The organism is Erythrobacter sp. RANMB8 (assembly GCF_056848235.1).
On record NZ_JBREHG010000008.1, the window covers coordinates 49594 to 70955 of the forward strand.

Consider the following 21362-nt stretch of genomic DNA (forward strand, 5'->3'; position numbering starts at 1 on the left):
TCAGTAGATCACATCGTGGATGATGGCGTAGATCGCGAAGGCTGTGATCAATCCTGCAAAAACGAGTAAGCCACGACGTTCCCAGGGGTCGGCCCAAGCCTTTTTGATGCGATATTCCATGAGACGATTTTCTGCGATGGCCCGGTCGATCTCTTTGAGACCCTTCCAGTCCTCGGTCGAAACAGGGTCATCGGATGACTTCAACATAGGGCACCTATTCAGCAGGCAGACTGTTCAAAAATCGATGCATCATCCCAGAATTCCGGGCTTAATGCCGCGATTCTGACACAGAAAATCATGAACACCAAGCGAAGGTTAGCTGTGCACTGACCGCGGTGAACCTTCCCAAAACGGGGGTTTCCGACGTTAAGTCAGTGCCGACGCGCCGAACCGCTTGCTCAAGAATGCTTGAACCTCGCTCAATGGCATTTCAGGCGAAGAGTTTCCGCTGCGAACATATAGTTTCTCTGCCTTTAGACCGTGCTTGTCGGGCACAGCGATGACAATAGCAGCGTCCGCAGGCTTTACTTCGATCTGGCATATTTCAACCCCGTTCACGACGGGGAACGAAACCTTCAATTTGCTCGCCGTGAAGTTCTGTCCGAACGACTGGCCAAACAGGTTGCGCAGGTGAATTTCGAACCGATCTTTGTCGGCATCGCCGAGGCACGCGAAGTCGTGTTCTAACCCAACGGATTCGCCATTGTCGGAAACGCCGATGAGCAGCGTGCCACCGTTGAAGCTGTTCGCGAATGCCGCGATGGTCTTGACGATGACTCCCTCCAGCTCTTTGTTTACTCGTCCTTCTTTGACATCCCAACGAAGTGTCTGTTTAAACTCGAGTTCTTCGCTTTCACCTTCCGCGATCATCTCCTCGAGCGTGATCGGAACGTCAGAGACCGTAAGTTCAGTGATCGAGTTTAGGAAGGTATTGAGCTCGCTCGCCAGCATCTCCCTGCGAGCTTGCAGAAAGCGCTCATAGTTTTCGAGCTTCCAAAGGTCTGGATCCGCTGGGATGCACTGGCGGGCTAGAGCTTCGGGATTAATCGCCGCGATTTCCGCGAGGTAGGTCTCCGCAGTCGTCGCGCTCTTGGTGCGATTGGCAATCTGGGAGAGAATGGCCCGGTTGGTGATCTCTTGCGCTAAAGCATATTTGATGCGGTTCTCAGTCCCGTAGCCGGCAGCCTTAAGTTTGGAGAACGGAAAGATGTGGTCGTTCTCTAGCGCGTACTTTTTGCCCATGGGCCGCGCCAGCTTTATGCCCGTAGTGAAGCACGTTGCCCCTTTGCTTTTGAAATACCAGCGCATCATCGGATAGAGCGGGTGCGAGATTGCTCTTCCGACAAATTCATCGGGGCTAATTTCTAGGGTTCGTTCGTCCTTTATGATCTGAAGCAGATCATCGAACGGTTGAGAGGAATCCTTTATTACCTTCAGGTCTCGGTCCAGCTTCTGCGGCAGCTGACTGACATATCGAGTTCGGATTTGCGCGTAAAAGAACCACTTGACCACCTTACGGATTTGCAGGTCGGTCAAATGGCCATCTAGCTGGTAGCAGTAGGCAATGATCGGAATGAGGGCATAGATCGAGTTGATCTCATCCGTGTGGTCGATGAACGCATGCGATTGCATGATGTTCGCGACATAATCCAAAGTCTGTGATTCGAGTTTTTTCCATGCTGCCTGGATCGGGCCGTCATTGGCCTGATCATGCAAGAGGCGCATGTTGGAGCCGGAATGGTGTAGACACGCGAGCAGTGCATAGACGATAAAGTCCAGCTTGAAGGAAAAGCCCCGGGCTTCGAGCTCGGTCAACTTGGCTTTGAATGTGTCGCGCGCTTGCGGCCAATAGCCAGAGATCTGCGCAAGTGCGAGTTCAGCTTCCGTGAGGGAAACGCCGCTGGCATTGACCTTGTAGAAGATATCGATCGCTTCGCGGATGGTCGCCTTGACCGGAATTGTTTGTTCAGGGAACTCGCGATCGAGAATGTTCTCGATCGCCTTCACGTTGTCATCGATAAGATCGTCGCGTTCACGCGAGACCATTTCACCTCGAGATTCTAGAGCGCGCACAACGTCTTTGGCGCGAACCTTACGCTGGAAAATGTCCGTAACATTCTGCCAGCATGGGTCGTTCTCCATCTTGAGTTTTTTGTAGTACTCGAGCTCCAGGCTCTCGACGTTCACGTACAGGCCGCGGGTGTCGTTCAGGATTTCAGGTGCAGTGTAATATGGCGGCAGTTCGCCACGAATGAGCATGTAAAGTGTCGTAAGGCGCTGCTGCCCATCCAGCAAAATTCGCACAGCACCTTGCTTCTCATCGTACTTGTGGGGGCCTTTAAGTTCAGGTGGGTTGTTTGTCTCCCAAGTCAGCATTGTGCCGGTGGGATATTCCTTAATCAAAGAGTCTATCAGCTGCTTAGCGTCGTCACGCTTCCACACGTATTCACGCTGAAAAGCCGGAACGAAGAGCTGCCGCTCATCAAATTTATCAAGTGCCTGACAGATCTTCACCGGAAACTCCTTTGCGAAACTTTACGCAGCATAGCGACCATCCATTAGCCGCCGGGCCATGCCGATGCCGGCCAGCGCATCCAGAACCGGACGTACGGTGGCAGCGCGCTTGCCCTTGAACGCGCGGGCGACGTCCTGCGGGGCCAGCGGGGCGCCGGCGGCGGAGAGGATGGTCTGCACTGCGCTGACCTGTTCGGGGAGCGAGCCGGGCCAAGGGATGACATTGTCGGGCAGCGCGGCAGCGGCCTCGCCCAGGTCGAGCGTCTGGGCGACCGGGGCCTTGTAGTCCGGCGCCTGGAATTCGGGGCGCAGCCAGCGGATCAGCCCCTTAGCCTCTTCGGCGGCACGTTTCTTGTTGAGCTCGACGAGGCGGGTGAGCACTTCCTCGTCGGAGAGATCGGCAGGCCAGCCATAGGCCTCCGCGACGAGGGCATCGATTGCGTCGTGGTGTTGGCGGATCAGGGTGACGAGCCCGCGATCGTGAATGCCGCGCTCGGCATCCGTGAGCGGGCGGCCTTCCTTCAGGGCTTCGAGCACATTGTAGAGCCGGGTGAGGGTCAGGTCCTCTTGTTCGACCAGCACACGCTTGCGCAGCGCGTCGAGCGCTTCGGCCTGGGCGCGGATCTTGTCCTTAAGCGGTTCGGGGACGTCTGCGGGGAACGGAAAGGGGTCGAAGCAGCGAGATTTCACGTAAACCGGGTCGTCGCCCATTCCCAGCCTTCCACCGCTGGCAATGGCCCAGGGCACGTGGAATCGGCTCGACAGGACACCGAGCGAATAGGCGTCATCCAGTGCGATGCAGATCAGCTTGTTGTCGGGCAGGATCGACATGGGCAGGAACTGGAGTACCCGGTGCTTCGCCGTTTCGATGGTGGCGATGTAGCGATTTACTCCGCGCAAGGCCTTGCGCAGTTCTGTGCGCTGCTCGCCGAACACCCACCAGTTATCGCGGTAGCTAGCGCGATTGTTCTGGTCACGGTGCGGTTTAACGCTGGCCAGCACGTACTGGTAAACCGCCGGATGCCGTTCGCGCACTTCGGCTTCGCTCAGACCAAAGAGATCGATCACCTTCACACCGCGCGGTCGCGAGGCGAGATCGCGGCCATTGCGATAGTCGAAGATCACCGCATCACCATCGCCGACGCCGGTGCGGAGGTGAGGTGGTGGCGTGCCGCTGATTTGAACCTGCGAAAGTGTCGTTGCCTGTTCCGGCGTAACAATGAAGCCATCGCCGTGCAGCTTCACGCCGGGCGAGCACAGGCCATCATTTGCCTTGAGCGCTACGGTCGCCGTCACATCGGCGCCGATGCGGAGATCGCTGCTAATCTGGCCGACCCTCTCTGTATAAACGAGATGGGCGGGGGCCTGGCTTTCATCAGCGACGCCCCAGTGCCGACCTGCGGCCTTCCCAGGTGCGGCGACCGTCATGGCGATGCGCACGGCCGCCCCGTCCTTCTCGTCCACCCAGGGGTGGTTAGGAATGGCGAAGAGCAGGCTCACCCGGTCCTTCGCGTCCAGATGCTTTGCGATCACGCGCCGGCTGAACACCTGCGTGATTGAATTGGTTGTGACAAAGCCGAACCGGCGCGTGCCGCTCTTGCGCACGGCAGTGGCCGCCTTGTCCCACCAGTGCATGACGAAGTCGGCGCTTTCGGGAACGTCAGTCGTGGCAAACAGTGCCTCGAAATAGCCGTCGCCAAGCCGGTCGCGCACGTCTTTGCCGCCAATAAACGGCGGGTTGCCAACGATGAAATCGGCTTTCGGCCACTTCGCCGCCCGGGGCTTCACGTAGCGCCACACCTCGACCCGTGCTTCCTCGTCGGGCACCAGCTTGCCGGTGACTGGATGCGGCTTCATCGTCTCACCGTCCCAGCGGCTGACGGGCTTTCCGGCCTCGTCCAGTTCCAGCACCTTGTCGTCCCATTCGATCAGGGCGTCGCGGTTCTCAATGGTACGCACATCGCGCAGGATCGGTTCGGGCGGGGCGCGGCCCGCACCGTTCACGCGGAAGTGCCATTGCAGGTAGCCGATCCACAGCACCAACTGGGCAATCGCGGCGGCGCGCGGGTTGATCTCGATCCCCAGGAAGTTTTCCGGCGTGATCGTGTGGCCGGTCAGTTCCGCCACATATTGATCGTCGCCCAGCTCTACCAGCAGGTCGAGCACTTCGCCTTCCAGCTCCTTCATCCGTGCCATGGCGACATAGAGGAAGTTGCCGGTGCCGCAGGCGGGATCGAGAACCTTGGTCTGCGCCAGGCGCGCATGGAAAGCCTCGACGTATCCCTTGGCTTGATCGGCTTTGCCTTCCTCGATCAGGGTGGCGGCAGCGCCGCGCACACCGTCCCAGTCGGTGCGCAGCGGCTCCATGATGGTCGGGCCGATCAGCCGCTCGACATAGGCGCGCGGGGTGTAATGCGCGCCCAGCTTAGCCCGTTCCTTGGGGTTGAGCGCGCGTTCCAGAAGGGTGCCGAAGATCGCCGGCTCCACCTCGGTCCAGACATGCTCGCCCGCCTTGATCAGCACTTCCAGCTCTTCGGCATCGAGCGGGATCGCGGTGCGTTCCTTGAACAGGTAGCCGTTGAACTTCTTGAGCGGCACACCGAGTGCGGGAGAAAACTCGCCCTTGTCCATCGCCGCCCACAGCGCGGACAGCTGATGTTCCAGATGTTCCGGGTGGGCGCGCTGGTTCTTCAGCAGGGTGGTGAAACTGCGTTCCGGGATCAGGCCGCTGTCCTCGGCAAACATCGTGAACAGCACCCGCATCAGGAAGCCGCTGGTTGTCTCGGCATTGTAGCCGCGCTTTTCCAGCCTGCGGGCAACCCTTGCCAGCAGGTCGGCAATGTCACGCGTGACGCGGGCGGCCCGGGCGGTGGGATCGAGGCTTTTGGGATCGGTCCAGATCGCGCGGAGACGGTCGCGCACATCAGGATCGCGCAGATCCTCCAGCATGATCCGGTAACGCGCCCGGTCGGGGAATTGCGCATAGGCCTTTCCGGTGCCGGTAAAATCCGCATAGACTTCGATGCAGTAACCGATGTCGGCCACCAGCAGGAACGGCGGCCAGCCATGATCGACAGGGAGCGCCTTGGCATAGCGTTCGGCCTGGCCTTTGGCCTGGACCATCGCCTTAGCCCAACCGGGCGTGCCGCGCCGGGCAGTGCCGCGCTTTATGCGGGCGCTGGCCGTCTGGCCGAAGATGTCGAGATCGTCCTCGCCCTTGTCAGCGGCTGCCCGATCAGCCTCGCTACCCTGCTTCGCCTCGAGGATGAAAGCGTCGCGCTTGTAGCAATCGATCCGACCGAAGCTCTGCGTGCCGTCGCCGTTGTCCTGGAACACGCGGCGTTCGAATACGTAATCGTTGTGCGCATCGTCGGTCCGGCTGCCAGCGGGCGGCTCCAGCCCCAGCAGGTGGCACAGGCCGTTGATGAAGCTCTGCGTGTTGGCGAGTTCGCTGCCACCAGTATTGCGCCAATGAGCGACAAAGGCATCAATCTGCAGATTATCTTTATCGCTCATTGCCATTCCCGCTTGAGTAACCGGTGGCCTACAATATCGCAACGAACACGTTGGTAGCTCAGCGATTTATTGGTCAAACATCCGCTCCAAAGCGGTGAACGTTACCGGCGCGCCACAGCGAAGTAGCTTTCCCCAGTCCCCGACACTGCAGCGTTTGACCGGAAGAGGTCACTTGCCTGAGCGGCCGGTGTCGCGCGGAAGTCATGTCTCGGCGGACTGCCTACGATGCGCCAGTAACCAAAACCCTGATCGAGCAGGATGATAGCCTTGCTCCCGTCTGCGTACTCCAGTTCGAGTTTCCGCCCATGAATTGCGCTATCGGACACCTCGAGGGCGACGTCGAGCCCAAGCTTTTTACCCAGAAACTGCGCGACCTCTTCACGGTCGCCCTCATGATCCCAGTCATTGAAGATCCGATACGGCACGCGGTCTTTCTTCAACGGCTGTACAACCACATCGACTTCGACTGTGTCACCGGCCTTGAGTTCTGCGGCAAGAGCCTCGCAGGTCCTAAGGAACAGAAGCATGGGTAACGGTGCATTGAGGTAGCGGTCCGAATAGGAAATTCGGACGAGCTGGCCCGGATGCCAGATTTCGGCCGCTTCCATATGCTGCTTCAGCTTTGCGCCAAAACGTTTGCCAAACTGTCCCACCGGGCATTGGCCAAAGCCAAGCATGACCTCCACCTTGTCCCCGGGAGCGACTTGGCGCTCCAGGTCGTCGGCAGCTATCAGAGTGAAGGGCGTCGACGGATTGACGCTGCCGGCAACGACAGCATGAGTTTCACCAACCCCCCATCGCTCGCCGGGCTGCGCTGCATTCTCGTCGCGTGAAAAGAAACCCTTGGCGCTGTCCTGAGAGACCAATTCAGCGATACGATGGTTTCCGAAACAGCCTCCTGCAGCTTCGCCCAGTGCAAGCCGGAAGTCGTTGCGTACTGCCGTGTCGCGCAAGAACCGGCGCTCCACCTCAGCCAAGCTATCGAACGATTTGCGGGACAGAACCAGCGTCACCGGGACGCCGCGGGCGGAGGCAGACGAGAAAAACGAGCGCATCTTGATCGAGGATAGTTCGGCAAGGTCGAATGCGTCGGGCAGGAATACTGTTACGCTATCCCCGCTACGGGCGCGCAGCAGAATTGTGTTTGCTGCATCGTTGACAGCCTTCGCATCCGCAACGGCCCGATCCTCCTCAGGCAACTCGGCATTCGTCTCAAGGAAGGCACGGACAGCGATCAACGCCGCGTTGCGGTCCAGGCGCCCTTGCTGTTTGTAGAGATCTGGCGCCAGCACACAGGCCGAGCACCCCATTTCGCATTCCTTGGGGCAGTCGAGAACATGAGAGGCCCGTTCAAACACATGATAAATGTCGTCGAGCAACCTCGGCGCATACCCGGCGCCGCCAGAGGCTTCGTCAAACAGGTAAACCGAAGGCGTCTTGCGGCCCAACCGGCCATCCCTTGCCGCAACTGAAATTCCCAGCTCGCGTGGCTCGATGCCAAGCCAGCGGGCGAGACTTTCACGCAGAGCGGCGCCGAGTGCCCAGGCTGCGCCGTCGCTTTCGAGCCCCGGCAACTGGACTTCGACCACGTCGGTCAGAACCTCGTGCCCCAATGCCAGGGCACGCGTGATCGCGTACCCTTGATCGTTCCCCGGACAACGATCAATCGCCTTCTTGTCGCGTGGCGTAAGCGGCCAGTGATCCTTAAGCGCGTCAGTGCCGGCTTCCCCTGCTCGTCCGCACTCGAGGCAAATCTCGTAACCCTTGTCGTTAGGGCCGCGCGAATGGTGGTAGATGTAGCCATCGTGCGAAGCACGGATGCGACCGCTGGTTGGCTGCAGCAAGGGTTGCCACAAGGCGTCTCCCACGCTGACCTTTGGTGACTTGGGTTCGATGTAAACAGCTTGATCGGTGTCCGCATGGGGCTGCGCGTTCCAGTCGACCCTGAAGCCGGCCGGTTCGAGGAATTGCTCCGTCTTGACGTGCGGATCGCCGCAATGATTGCAGCGCTCGGGCATCTGGTGATCGGAACCTGCCCCGCCGCATTGATCGCACCACCAGGCCCAGCGTAAGTTCTGTGGCTCGCGCTGCCCGCTATCAATCGGGCTCAACCAATTGAGAGTCACGCCGGCCGACTTCCAGACGAGTCCATCGACCACAACCTCAGCCCCCGGAGCATATTCTCGAATGGCAATGTCAGCATTGCGGGTCGGGCACTCATAGCGCCGATCCCGGGTTCCCTCCTCGTCGGAGCGAAGACGCTCCTGCGCTTTCTGAGTTTCTGCACACAGGGTATCGAACGGGACAACGGCTGTAGGGAACCCGCTTCCCGGGATCAGGGAGCGGTTGGCCAGCTCTTTGAGCAGGAACTCCTTGCACAAGCGCCGAGCCTGGAACTCGATTGCCTTCTTTGCTGGCCCATCAAGCGCATCGGCATCTTCCTTCAGCCGCTGCCAGGTCCGTTGGAAGTTTGCAGTTTCCTGCTCGAACATCACGGCCGTGTGCTCTCGAATCTCAGTGTCGAATTCGAGACCCGTGCCCTTCAGCAAGCGTCCAAGGCCAGCGTCCGTCGTCGCAGCGGTAGCCGGCAGTCGGACCCATTCACAGAAGGCCCCTACGGGCGGCAGCCCTTCGAAGGGGCGAAGATCAGCCCTGCAGCCGAAGAAATCGCCCGTCTTGGTCCGCGCGAACTCACCGTCCACCTCCCGGAACCATTGGGCGAGCAGATAGGCGTTCGCGTGGCGCTGGGCGATACGGTCGGAATCCAGAGACACGCGGGGAGAAGCGAGCTTGCGTCCGAGGTAGCTCGCAGGATCGGCGAAGGTTTCCAGATCGAGCGGGGTGTTGCGTGCAATCGTCAGGCTCGCCGAAAACCCTTGGCCCCGTCGACCCGCTCGACCGGCGCGCTGGTTGTAGTTGGCAATCGAGGGCGGAACATTGGTCATCAGGACCGCCTCAATCGAGCCAATATCGACGCCCATTTCCATCGTTGTCGAACAGGCCAGGAGGTTGATGTCGCCTTGCTTAAACTGCTCCTCGAAATCGCGCAGCCGGTGCGGCGGCTGCTGCGCGCTATGTTCTTCTGCGCGCAGATAGGGAGTCGCTCTCGCCGCTTGGTCGTGAATATCGGTCCATAGACGCTGGTTGCGAAGAGAGCTCACCAACTCGTTGTCTGCGAGCCAGTCGGCTAGCCTTTGCTTTGCTTCGGAATTGAGTGGGCGGGTATGCGGCAGCTTCGGGAATTCAACTTCGGCCACCATCTTGCCATCGAACCTTCCGGTTCCCGTCGTGACAAGGTTTGGTGAGCGACCGAACACGAGCCGGGGCAACACCCGCCGCGTCAGCGGGCATTGCCAGGCTTTCGTCACGGCCTCGATCTCTGCGGCCTTCTCCAGGCGCAAACTGAATGTGCCGCCGACACCGGAGAGAAGCGGCGCCATGTGTTCCCACGCTGTGCGAAGGAGTTGATTGATTTCGTGGCGATCGCGCGGCTCCGAGATATCCAACCCCAAGGCGGTAGCAAGGAGGAGGACAGCAGTCGGTTGCCCACCTTTCGTGTTAACTGATGGCCAGAGGATATCCCTCTTGGAACCGGGAGGTTGATCAGGTCCGATGACATTCCGGGGACGCGCCCGCCCGGGCATCCAACGGGCGTCGCCGTCATCTACGTCCAACGCAAAATAGCTCCGGAGATAGTCAACCATGAAATACTGAAAGTCCCGCCAGTCCTCGATTGAGTAACCTTTTGCCGCAACGGCCTCGGGCAGCTTTTCTTTGCCGATCCGCTCGATGTCGGGGAATCGCAAGCGCGCAAGGCCCAGTGTTTCCATGGCGTTGGCGTTGCGCGGTCTGCGAGCGAGTTCACGCAGCATCATGAAGCGCGCGAGAGCTTCGCGATTGTCATAATAGCGCTCGCTGCGATCAAGGTCCCAGACCTTGGCCATCATGCCGATGGTCGGCTCGGAGGCCAGAGCCGATATCAGGTCCTTCCACGGAATGCCGGCTGCGCTGCCACCGTTTAGTTCGGCATCGATCTTTGCGATGTCGTCTTTGAACGATGGCATTTCATCGACCAAGCTCGCGAGCTTGGCGCGCTTCTGGATTAGCTCCTGTCGTTTCTCTTCGGGCAGGTCGCTGCCTTGCGCCGCCTTCTGCACCGCATGGTAGATGAACCCGCGTACAAATCCGCGCTCGCCATTGGTCTCGATATTGGCGGCAAACCGCGCCGTGCCCTGTCGGCTATCGGAGAAGCTGATCAGCTGACGACCATCGAAAGGCAAGGCATGCTCTGCCTGGTGCGGTGACACCCCCTCCAGGAGGATGGGCGCCGCATTCTGGGTCAGGAACGGCGTGCCGAAACGGAATGACAGCATCGCGGGCCGTCCATGGCGCTTGTTGCTGAGGCAAGCCGGGCAACGCCCCTCGTTCAACTGCGTCAGCGAGAATTGGCTCGTGTCGTCGGTCAATTCGCCGCTGACGACGTCAAATCCAACAGGCGTCGACTGGGATTGCGCGTTGATAGCGATCAGGCGCGGATGCCCGATGCCGTCCGGTTGCCGCTCTTCCTCGTCGTCTTCGTCATGGTCCCGATCGCGGTAACTATTTTCGCGAAACTCATCGGTGTCTTGATCGCTGCGCCGCGGCAAGACCCTGTCCCCCAGATCGTCCGCAGGCAGGAACGGCTCGCCACAATCCGGGCAGCTCTGGATCTCGAACACCAGCGACTGGCAGTGTGGGCAACTGTCCTTCTGGTCAAACAGGACTGGGCCGAATGGCCAGCCGTCCGGCCGTGCGCCCCCGGTGCAGCCCGCATTAATGCAGGTCCACAGGCCAGGAATGGCTCGTGTGAAGCTGTGCGCGCGCATCGGCAGCACCGGCCTGATCTCTTTGGCATTGTGCGCAGACAGGTCGAGCAGGATCCTCTCTGGTGACGTCGTCACGGATGACAGAGATGAAATGGTCTGCGGCTTCTTTTCGAGCATCTCGGCCACCACGCGGGCCGCCGGATCGTCGGATGCAGTCAGGACCTTCGAAAGATCCACCGGTTGCGGCTTGCCAATTACGACATGCGTGCGCTCAAGCGGGACGCCAGCGATATCGGAGAGGAAGCGCTGCAGTGAAGCGACTGCCTCCGCGTCATCTGCCGATCCTATGGTGGCCGAGGTCGCTACAAATCGGACCTGATCGGGCGTCACATCGAACGCATTCATGACGCGCCGAAGCAGCAACGACAGCTCCGCAGCGGCTGAACCGATGTAGCTATGCGCTTCGTCGATCACGATCCAGCGCAGCTTGCCCCTGGACGCATCGAGTATCTTACGGTCCTCACGCCGGATCGTCATGTATTCCAGCATCGTCTGGTTTGTGACGAGGATGGGTGGCGGGTTCGCGCGGAGCGTTTCGCGGTAAAGAACCTGATGCGGGACATCGTGCTCGGCCTTGTCGCGGTTTGATTTCCGCGCCGTTCCCATCAGCCCGTTGTAGAGGGCGAAGCGGACATCACCGGTGAGCGGTCTGGTCCAGGCCGTTAGACGCTTCTCCTGGCTCGCGATCAGGGCATTGAGCGGATACAGCATGAGGGCTCGCACACCGGTCAGCTGACCTTCTGCTTCAGATGCGCGGACCAGATCATCAAGCAGCGGAACGAGGAAGCACTCGGTTTTGCCAGAACCGGTCCCACTGGAGACCAACACAGATTGCGGATCTGCATTGCGCAGAAGCTCCCAGGTCCTCAGCTGGTGGGCGTAGGCAGGATAATCGAACCGCAACTCCGCATCGGGCGTTTTCGTGATTGCGTCGATCGTGCGCGGATGAAGTAGTGAAGTGAGTTCGTCAGGGCGCTTGCCCGACGAAACATAGCCGGGTGCTGCCTGAAAGAGCTGTTCTGACAGCAAGGCACCCTTGGAAGGATCCGTGCCGGCGAGGTTCTGCCGGAGAAAGGCGTTCAGGCCCTCATGCCTGATGCCAGCACGTGACACGACCGCTTCTGCGAGGCCAGCCTGCAAGCGCCGATGGACATCCATCGGCGACAGACGGGTAGGCTGGGACACATCATCAGCGGTCATTCTTGAGCTCCGTAAGGGCGTAGCCATAGGCCTTGGCGAAGTATGTGGGATGACGTCGCTCGACGTCTTTCACCGTTAGAATCTGTACCTTGTCGAGCGTGATCCGCCCCATAGCAGCCAAGGCTGCGACAAACGGGGCGTCGAAGACGCGCATTAGGGATTCGAGAAAATTTTCCTTCGGGAGCAGCTCGCGGAAAGCGGGGCGGAACGGATTGAAGCCACCGGCATCTGTGCTGATGCCCTCGCTCGTGTGGTCGGTGAAGTGACTGCGCACTTCCTCCCAGGTCGATGGCGAATAATCACGGCAAATCAGAGGAGCTAGCTGGGGAGCGCGCGCAGCGATTTCATTCTGGCGCTCAGTGAGCCTGGTCAATGCCCACTGGGGATCATCCAACCGGGTAACGAGATAGTGCCCTTGGGCCTGGAAAGCTGCATCCCATGCGGCGTGTGGCAAGAGCATCCAGCTCGAGCAAAGCCCGTCGAACAACTCGAGAATGGTCGACAGGTGCTCTTCTTCACAGCGGTACAGTAGCAGGGGAGCAAGGGCACCGGCGTGAACCAATTTGCTGAAGATCTCGAATGTCTGCGGTGGGAGGCCGTTTAGCGACAAGGCCAGTTTCATGACGACCTGGATCGTCTGACTGGCCTCTGCGGTCGTCGGATCTTGCGCTATTTCGGTAACGAGGGACTGCAGGTCCTCTTGCGCCTTAAGGAATGGCTGGGCCATGGCCCGGCCGAGCCGGTGCTGCGGAACTTCGGGATCAGGGTCACCTGAGACAAATTTGGGTCGAGTGAGGACGCGGGAGCCCTCACGAAGATAGACGAGCCAATCACCTTTGAGACGCGGCAAGTGAATAAGTTGGCCACCAAGGCCACTTTGCAGGCCGTCGTAACTGCCAAATTCGAGCTCTTTCTCGGGAGCCCCAAGTGAGCGTCCACACACCCTCACATCCTCACCGACTATAGCGGTTTTTGGGCGCAAGCCTCCATTTGGCTCCCACTCTAGGCTGTTACCAAACTCCGTTACATACCAGTTGTCATTGCTCCCGTTGTGGAAATCGAGCCTGACCTGAGCGTCGATGCCAAGGGGGCGCATGAGAGCTGCAATGTCCGTTCGCAATGCGGACAGGCCAAGCTCCCCATCAATTCGCCAGTTGGCGTCCAATGCTGCGTCAGCATTATGGGCAACTTCCCCCATCAGGATCGAAGTCGAGGGGACGCGGGCCACCGTGTCACGAAGATCGGCCAGGCCAAGAACTGCGTCGCGCGGGAGGAGGTCTCCGTCCCAGGTTGTGAGCCATTCCTTCGATTGGAGCGGAACCTTCAGATCGAACGCAGGAGTTTGCGCGGCGGCCAAGCGTAAGGTCAACACGGCCCGGCGAGGAGGATCAATCCGTATCCGCCAGCTGTGCTTCGAACTCGGTGCTTCGTCGCCAAGTACAGCTGCCCCGTCCCAACCGCTCAGCTCGATCTCCGAATGAGTCCCGTTGCTTCGCTGCGTCAGCTCAAAGTCAGCGGGCAGAACGAACGCAGTCTGCCGATCGCGCACATGACCTGTTGCACCATCGAGCCAAGCGAATTCGCACAACCCGGGTCCCGCAGCGGCCAGGTCTTCCGACCAGCTGCGTTGGCCTGCAATCCGCCAGCGTACCTCTCCCCGAGATGCGACCCGGTGTGAAAGACCATCTGACACCTGCGCATGGAGCGGGTGCTTGAACAGCTGTTCGCCATCCGGTGCCTGTACTCCGGCAATGGCATTGGCCACGATCGAGAGGCGGTCTTTGCGGTCCGCACTCTGTCCGGTTCGCACAAGGAAACTGTCGCCGTTGCTCTTCTGAGCTATGATTGAGCCCGCGCACCGGTAAAGACTGCGCCCGGGAGCGAAGGCAAAATCTTCGGGCTCAATCTCGGCGTTGTCGTCTTTTCCTCGAACTGACCAGTCCTCGGGAACATCGATAAAAACAGGCTCCGCTTTGTAAGCGCCGGAGCCTTGGCCGATGAGAGCAAAGGTTGTGCGCTGGGCATCTGTGCCGCGCGGTTCGAAGACACGCAGCCCGCCGCTCACGGGCTTACCGCCAGGCAGCATAAAACCGCGTGCAAGCCGATCTCCGCGTGCGTGAAATTCGGCCGTAACCGGTAGGTCGAATGGAAACTCGATTGCCGCCTCACTTCGCATCGGTCTTGCGATCCAGCGGTTCGCGTCCTCGTGCTCAAGATAGGCAAGTCTGCCGGAAATTCGGTCCGCCAATCCATCGGAAGGCTGGAGGAACACGCGTATGTGATCGCTGGGTGAAAGCACCTGGTCCTTGTCGTCCCACCGTCCATCGAGGTGGAAGTCGAGGCACTCACGCCAATCTTCGCCGTGCCGAGACATCATCCGGCCAACGCGAATGCTACCGCTGCTAGAGAGCTTTTTTGCTTCCAGCAGCGTATCGATCAAACCCGCCGCCGCCCCATCCAGGGTCATTGGCAATTCATCGCGCCAATCCTCGTAGGCCTGGTCCAGCCGCGCCGAGTAAGGACGGCCATCAGCCGGCACTTCCTTGTCAACGAATGCACGCAATTCGACAATCTTGAGCGCCAGCTCGCCGCAGATCGCGTACATTTCCTGGCTGCGCCAGATCGTCGGCAGCAGGTATTCGTTCCGCTCGCAGATGGCGACTGCGGCGGCGATGTCCTGTACGTCAGCGCCCAAAAGCTCGCCAACAGCCCGTTCCAAAAACTTTCTTGGCCAGCTTGCGCCGCTCGCCATTGCAGCGGCTGGAAATCCGCCCTGACGCGCCAGGTTGGACAGCCGCTGATTCCCGTGAGCAGTAATCAACGGTTCGATACCCCAGGCGCGAAACCCCTGGTCGGCCAGATCTCGCCATTCGCCTTGCGAAAGCCGCAGTCCTAGTACCTTCTCGATGTCAGCCCAACGTTGGACGCCGCCCTGATAGGATCGCCGAAACCAATCCGCGGCCCAGAGAACAAAGGCTGGTGCAAGTGAGGGCCGTTGCCAATCAGAGGGGAGGCCCGACGATAGCTTCTTTCCCATGCGCTCAAACATTCCGGGCGCAAGCTTGTAGCGGTAAAGCGGCAGACCGGTTGGCCGAGGCAAGCCCAGTTCGGCGCTTGCTTTGCCAAGTGGATGAGGACCCGTGTCTGCAGCCCTGGCACGCTGGATCGCCCGGATCACGAGAAGACGCGAACCACCTGCCGCCTGAATTTCGTCGGCAATCTTGCGCAGCTGTGCGGGATCGTTGCGCTCAGCTTCGATTTCAGCCTTGAAATCGCGTTCCTGCATTGCTGATTGGCCTCCCCTTTAACTGCATTGCTTTTGGGTAACAGGCGTTCCCAACCGCAGGCTAACCATCAATGAACATTAGTTTATAATCAATGATGGCGGTCGATACTTTCAGTGCATCAGGGACGAATTCGGCGAAGCTCTATCGTAGAAAGCATTGACTACGCAGGACCAGCGGGCGCTCATGATCCCGTCGATACCTCGACCCAAATCCCAGATGACTGAGTCTCCGTTGGCGAGCCGGGCTTTCACGAACCGATCGTGCAGGTCGCCGACAGATCGGCGCGACTTTTGCGCCAGGTGCAACTGCACCGAGGCCAGCATGCGGTTCCACCGCTCTTCAAGATCTCTTCGCTGATCGTTCGTGCTTTCGGGTTCCCGCGTTTGGACCGAGTCCGCATCAAAGGCCACAACATGGACAGCTGCGATTTGAGAAGCGAGCTGACCAAAACGACTGATGAAATTGACGAGCCGCCCCCGCGCTTGACCATCAGCGCAGCAGTAGGGGTCCTGGATTTCAAGCAATGCGATATTTGCATCGCGGGCATATTGCTCAAAGATGGTCCAGTCCCGCGGACCATGTTGTTCGAAGACGACGCGCTGGACGTAGGAAGCCCGTGCTTCTGCCGCTTCAACGGGTGTTCGTACCGAGAGAATCGGGCGCCGAACTGACGGTTTATTCAACTGCGCTGACGCGATCTCCTCAGGTTTGCCCTTTGATCGTGTGCTTTCGGCCTCTGTCGGACTGGGAGTTTTCACGTCCTCAGGGGCGGGCGGCAAGGTTTCGCTCGCTGAGACATTGAGCCGTTCATGACTGACCTGCGGCTCTGTCGGAGCGGGTGGCTCAATGTTGTAACTGCTCCGCTCCTGGGGGGATTGGGGTTCCGTTTCAGGGGCTGTAACAGATTGATCCTGCTGCTCGGCCCGCTTCCCATCGAGCACGTCGGCAAGCAAGTCCTCGACATCCCGCTCGCTCTCGGGCGGCATAAGCAGACCGCGACTCAATGAGCGCTTGCGCTCCATGAGGGCGTCGAGGCGCTGATCGAAGCTCGACGGACCAATCGCTTCATCCGGATGGATGGCCATCGGAATGTGGATCGTGACCGGGCGTGTCTGGCCGATCCGGTAGGCGCGGTCGGTAGCCTGATCCTCGACAGCTGGGTTCCACCAGCGTGAGAGGTGGATCACGTTATTTGCGGCGGTAATCGTGAGACCCACGCCCCCTGCCTTGGGAGACAGGATGAGGACGTCAAAGGCAGATGGCGAGCTCTGGAACGCGTTCACCATCTCCTGGCGCTTATGTCCAGCCACCTTGCCGCTGATGCACATCGGCCTGTGCCTGAGGTCAAAGCGCTCCTGGATGGCCATGGCCAAAAACGCCTGCATCTCGAGATCTTCGCAAAACAGTAGCGCCTTCTCGCCGCGCTGCTTAACCTCCGCGAGAATCTCAAAGGTCTTCTTCAGGCGCGCCGACTGGGCAACGTAGGCGTCTATGTCAGTAACGCCTCGCGGCGCCGACGGGTGGAGCGATGTCCCGCGCAGCATGTGCAGCACTTTGAGCATCGCGCCTTGCTCGCCGCTTTCGCGCAGCGCACGAGCTCTGGCGAGTACCATGTCATAGGCCTGCGCTTGGGCGGGCGGCATTTCCATCGCGTATTTGCGCGCCGTTTTTTCCGGCAGGCCGGTGAGGATCTCGTCCTTCATGCGCCTGAGCATGAACGGAGGCAGCTCGTCATCACGCTCGACCAATCGCCGCTGAAGGTCTTCAAGGCCCTCCAAATCGTTCGCTGGGTAGCTGCTTTCGAACTCCCGGCTCGATCCGAGGAACCCGGGGTAGACCGTATCGGCAATCGACCAAAGATCCTGAAGTCGGTTTTCGATTGGTGTGCCGGTCATGGCAATTTGCAGACGGCCATTAAGCGCCTTGGCTGCCCGGGTCATTTGGCTGGCCGGGTTCTTAAGCTTCTGAATTTCGTCGTATACGATCGCATCAAATGGGATGCGCGCGAAGCTCATATGATAGTCGCGCATCGTTTCGTAAGTCGTGAGGACGATCCCTGCGTCTTCCCATTCGCCGGAATCGAGCCGTGAAGTACCGCCGCGGATATCGCTTCCAGCTTCCAGCCGAAAGCTGCGCAAATTTGTCCCGAAGGCTTCAATCACTGGACCCATGAGGCCCGTCTCGACATGCTGCGCGAGTTCAGCTTGCCAGTTCTTGAGCAGACCTGTTGGCGCAACGATCAGCACTGGCTTGGGGTGAGCCGAGTTGGTCCGCAACCAGAGCAGGAACATGAGTGCCTGGAATGTCTTTCCCAGACCCATATCGTCGGCGAGCAGGACGCCCGGCAATCTGCGCCCCCAAGCTTCAGTCAGCCACGCAAATGCATCGCGTTGGTGCGGTTTTGGCTCGGACTTCAGGCCTTGGGGAAGAGCTGGCACCTCAAATGGCTCTGGCGCCGACGTAGGCCTAGGCAGACGCGCATAGTCGAGTTGCTCGAAATTCTCACCGACCTGCAGAAAGAAGATCTCGACCGGTTCACGCTCATCCTCAGATCGCGATTGGTCTCCTGTCTCCGCTGCGATTTGTCTCTCAAGATCGGCAATTCCGCGCGTTGCCTGAAGCGTAGCCGTGGTGGCCGGGATGCTCTCGTCGCGCCAGGCGACGGTTTCGTGTCCCGCTTTGATGGCAGTCTCAAGGTCGCCAGCGAGAACCTCAGCTTCACCGGGAGCCAAGGGGACGTGTCGCGCATCCGGCGGATCACCAATCCGCAGGCCGAAGCTTTCGGGCAGCCAGCTGTTGGGCTTCGGCTTGATCCAGGGAAGGACCGGCTTTTGCCAGACTTCGATCCCGCTGACGCGCTCGGAGAACTGCTGCGTCTCAATGAAGAGGCGGTCGGCCGCTGCGTCATCGCCGGTTGCATCGAGTTTCAGCTCTTCGCGCAAAACCCGCTGGGGAGAGCGCAGGAATTCCCGCTTTTCCTGCGAGCTACCGCCCTGCTTGGCACGAACAATATCGAGGGCTTTACCCAGCAGGGGGTCGAGGAAAAGTAGCGTTCCATCGGAAAGGAGATAACTCCGCCGTCCCCCTTCCTGGCTCCGAAACCTGCGCTGGAAGTGCGCGGTATCCTGCGGGGTCAGCAGAGATGCTTCATGCTCATCGATGAGATCGCCGTCGGAGGTCTCGCCGACGTGTCTTGAGAAGAGAACCGGGTCAAAGTCGAAGCGGCCGTGATCGGTCTTTGCACTCAATGAGAAGTTCGCAGCGTAGGCTATGCGGATGCGTTCCAGAAATCCGTCGGCTTCTATTCCCGCGCCCAGCTTATCACCCAGCAGTTCGCGAAGCTCTGCAAAGGCTGCTCTTCGTTCGTCGGGCTCACTTGCTGCCTTTACGGCTTGCGCAGCTCGGAAGACGGAAAACACCGGCTCGGGAATGCGGCTGACGCGCCCACCCTCTCTGACACGAGCACCTACAATATCAGCGCGAACAGGGACGCCGCCGCGACGAACCCACTTCGGATTGACCGTGATGGATCCTTCGGCGAGCGATCCGCTCGAATTCAATTGAAGTGTCAGGGGCGTGGCTGGTGGCAAGCCGAGAGCAAAGGCGTCGGCCTCGTCCAATTGGGCGGCAATGTGAGGGGGGAGGATAACCCCTCCGTCCTCTTCAAGAATTTGCCCTTCCTGATCAAACGAGCGTGCGAGCGCCAAGGCCGCTTGCCCTGCTTCGGGAGCGATCTTGGGCCACTCCGCGACTGGCACCGTTTCGCTTGAGGCCCGTTTGAAAAGCCCGCCCGGTCGCTCACGCAAAAGCGTGATAGTTTCACTGCCATCGCTCTGCTGAGTTGCAATGAATTTCGTGCTTACCATCGATCGTTCCAATTACGACCACGGCCTTTGCCGAACCGGGGGTGCAAGATTGATGTCCGGCGATGAATTATCCCGGCAAATTTGCCTTCCCAACCCGGGCTTGCTGGAACGTGAGATTCATACTCGAAGTCAGACCGACCTGCCGTGGTCCGCAGTTTGGCACCGTCGTAGATCTTGGCATAGAGCTTCGGAGCATTTGGATCGCTATCGCTCCAAAACCGGCATGAGCCATTGTCGCTCCACTCGGAAATCCTCAAGTCACCGATCTGCATGATGATCGAGGACGATGAGGCAGGGCCGCCTCGAATGATCCCATATTCCGGGCGTTCCCCGCTTTGTCGGATCAGGTACTCGATCTGGTTCCGAGCCCGGACGCCCAAGGCAGGCCACGCATCACTGACGAGGCCTTCGTCCAGATAGGCCATCCAGAACTTCTCACGCTGTGCCCATTGATCGGGCCGATCGGTAGTCTTGGCGATAGCCCGGAAGAATTCCCGCATCGCGACTTCGGTGAGCCACCGCTTGAAGACTTGTGTGACCGTGAGCGCGCGCTCTTCACCAATGGTCTCTGCCAGCGAACGGACGATCCTATCCCAGCGGGGCCGCTGAAGACGCGGATCACCAACCTGGTCGAGGAGAAACTCGGAAATCGCCTTGCGATGCTCAGGTTCGGGCTTCTCGCTGACCCAAGGTTCGAGCAAAGCCCGCACGACCAGCTCGATCTGTCCGGCGAGTGCCTCTTGATCAAAGAGCCTCAGCAAGCTGCGCTGCGCCGAGACCGCCTTTCTCGGCGGGAGCTCTGCCGTCGCAACGCATAACCTGGCGAAGGTTGCTTGACCGAAGCCGCTCGCCGCCAGGTTTGTTCCTAGCCCGGTTTCCCTGATGAGCTGAAAGATTTGATCGTCATCGCGCTGGATCAACTCGAACGCCACCCGTGCCGGGCCTTGGGTTGGCGCAAATAGCTCCCATTGTCGGGCCCTCTCTCGCCATGCCCACTCGTGCCGCTGGGCAGCACTTGAGGCAGCATCGGCAAGCTTGCCCATAATAGGCCGGTCGACCGGAAAATAGGTGAGGTAGCCATCGATCATGGCTTGGTCGGAACTGCGCCGCTGCTCTTCGACCGCGCGGTCGAGAGCAGCCGATCCGAGGTCATCGAATTCTGGATCGCACCATGCCCCACGCAGAACCCGGTTGAGTTGAAAGCGCGGCAGCGCCCCGGCTCCGTTTTCAGCCGCACTGCGCAAGAAGGGTTTCAACTCGGCAACTGGCTCCGCCTCACCGAGACTCGCATCAAGCTTGGCGAGTTGCCGCTGCAGTTCAGGTTGCGTTGTCGGAGGCTTGGCGAGCCCGGCAGACGCCAGGGCGTCCATCCGATCGATTGCCGCGCGCAGGAAGCTCATTGCTCCTGCCTCAAGATGTCCTTGTCCAAACCGGCGCTGGGTGTGGTCATCAAGAACCGCAAGTCGATCCGTCGATTACGCTTCTTCGCCGCCTCGCTATCACCTTGCGCGATAGGGCGATCCGGACCGTAGCCGCTCAGGCCCAGGATCGGCGCAGAACCTGGCTGACCTGCTGGCTTGTTGAGAAACCCCCGCAAGGCCGGTTGATTGAGCTGAAGCATGGTGAACGTCGTTTCGGCTCTTCGAACCGAAAGGCCATAGTTGTTCATCCCACCGTACATCGCGTCGGAATCGGTATGCCCCTCTACAAAGACGGCGTCGATCATGTGCTTTGAGCGCTCCGCTTTGCAGAGGTTTGACGTCGTGTAACAGGGAAGAACCTCGACCATCGCGCTGGCAACCTTGTTGATCGCGGCTTGGCCTCTGTCGTTCAGCTCCCAGCGCCCTTTGTCGAACAGCACGTCATCAGGCAGGCGTAGAACGCCCGTCTTCGTGTCAATTTCGACCTGCAGGCCCTTGTCCTTCAAAGACTGCTGCAGGTCGTTGAGGATCTCTGCCCGGGTTCGGTTGGCGCCGGTCAGCTCCTCGGTTTTCGACTGCAGATTTAATGCGAAGTAGGCCAGTAGGATGATGAAAATGAGAAGCAGGCCAACCATCATGTCCGTCATGGACATGAAGTAGCTTTCGCCTTCTTCAGGGGGCCTCCTGCGAACG

General features: G+C 59.7%; 8 protein-coding genes. All 8 read right to left on the minus strand.

Translation table 11 applies throughout. The features are described 5' to 3' along the window. The 8 genes from ACU0AG_RS10885 to ACU0AG_RS10920 all read right to left on the minus strand — a co-directional run bounded on the left by ACU0AG_RS10885 (position 1) and on the right by ACU0AG_RS10920 (position 21322). A complete protein-coding gene (locus ACU0AG_RS10885) occupies positions 1-207 on the minus strand; it encodes a hypothetical protein (protein WP_482782304.1) in 207 nt (68 codons plus the stop codon). Between the two features lie 159 nt (positions 208-366). Then, positions 367-2514 (minus strand): GmrSD restriction endonuclease domain-containing protein, encoded by a 2148-nt coding sequence (locus ACU0AG_RS10890; RefSeq protein ID WP_482782305.1) that lies wholly within the window; start codon positions 2512-2514, stop codon positions 367-369. Between the two features lie 21 nt (positions 2515-2535). Next, positions 2536-6030, minus strand: coding sequence for a class I SAM-dependent DNA methyltransferase (locus ACU0AG_RS10895; RefSeq protein ID WP_482782306.1), 3495 nt, complete (start codon positions 6028-6030; stop codon positions 2536-2538). A 101-nt stretch (positions 6031-6131) separates the two neighbouring features. After that, a complete protein-coding gene (locus tag ACU0AG_RS10900) occupies positions 6132-12095 on the minus strand; it encodes a DEAD/DEAH box helicase (protein ID WP_482782307.1) in 5964 nt (1987 codons plus the stop codon). Continuing rightward, a complete protein-coding gene (locus tag ACU0AG_RS10905; RefSeq protein WP_482782308.1) occupies positions 12085-15381 on the minus strand; it encodes an STY4851/ECs_5259 family protein in 3297 nt (1098 codons plus the stop codon). Before ACU0AG_RS10905 ends, ACU0AG_RS10900 begins: the two co-directional genes overlap by 11 nt. Before the next feature lie 111 nt (positions 15382-15492). Next, complete coding sequence (locus ACU0AG_RS10910; RefSeq protein ID WP_482782349.1) at positions 15493-19248, minus strand: SNF2-related protein; 3756 nt, start codon at positions 19246-19248, stop codon at positions 15493-15495. Beyond that, positions 19242-20648, minus strand: a complete 1407-nt coding sequence (locus tag ACU0AG_RS10915; protein WP_482782309.1) for an EH signature domain-containing protein — start codon at positions 20646-20648, stop codon at positions 19242-19244. The genes ACU0AG_RS10910 and ACU0AG_RS10915 overlap by 7 nt, the downstream gene beginning before the upstream one ends. After that, complete coding sequence (locus tag ACU0AG_RS10920; RefSeq protein WP_482782310.1) at positions 20645-21322, minus strand: OmpA/MotB family protein; 678 nt, start codon at positions 21320-21322, stop codon at positions 20645-20647. The genes ACU0AG_RS10915 and ACU0AG_RS10920 overlap by 4 nt, the downstream gene beginning before the upstream one ends. Positions 21323-21362: the final 40 nt, after the last annotated feature.

Coding starts and splice junctions, on each gene's coding strand:
- ACU0AG_RS10905 (WP_482782308.1), bottom strand. CDS start 15,381: ATGCAGGAACGCGATTTCAAGGCTGAAATCGAAGCTGAGCGCAACGAT.
- ACU0AG_RS10915 (WP_482782309.1), bottom strand. CDS start 20,648: ATGAGCTTCCTGCGCGCGGCAATCGATCGGATGGACGCCCTGGCGTCT.
- ACU0AG_RS10885 (WP_482782304.1), bottom strand. CDS start 207: ATGTTGAAGTCATCCGATGACCCTGTTTCGACCGAGGACTGGAAGGGT.
- ACU0AG_RS10920 (WP_482782310.1), bottom strand. CDS start 21,322: ATGTCCATGACGGACATGATGGTTGGCCTGCTTCTCATTTTCATCATC.
- ACU0AG_RS10895 (WP_482782306.1), bottom strand. CDS start 6,030: ATGAGCGATAAAGATAATCTGCAGATTGATGCCTTTGTCGCTCATTGG.
- ACU0AG_RS10910 (WP_482782349.1), bottom strand. CDS start 19,248: ATGGTAAGCACGAAATTCATTGCAACTCAGCAGAGCGATGGCAGTGAA.
- ACU0AG_RS10900 (WP_482782307.1), bottom strand. CDS start 12,095: ATGACCGCTGATGATGTGTCCCAGCCTACCCGTCTGTCGCCGATGGAT.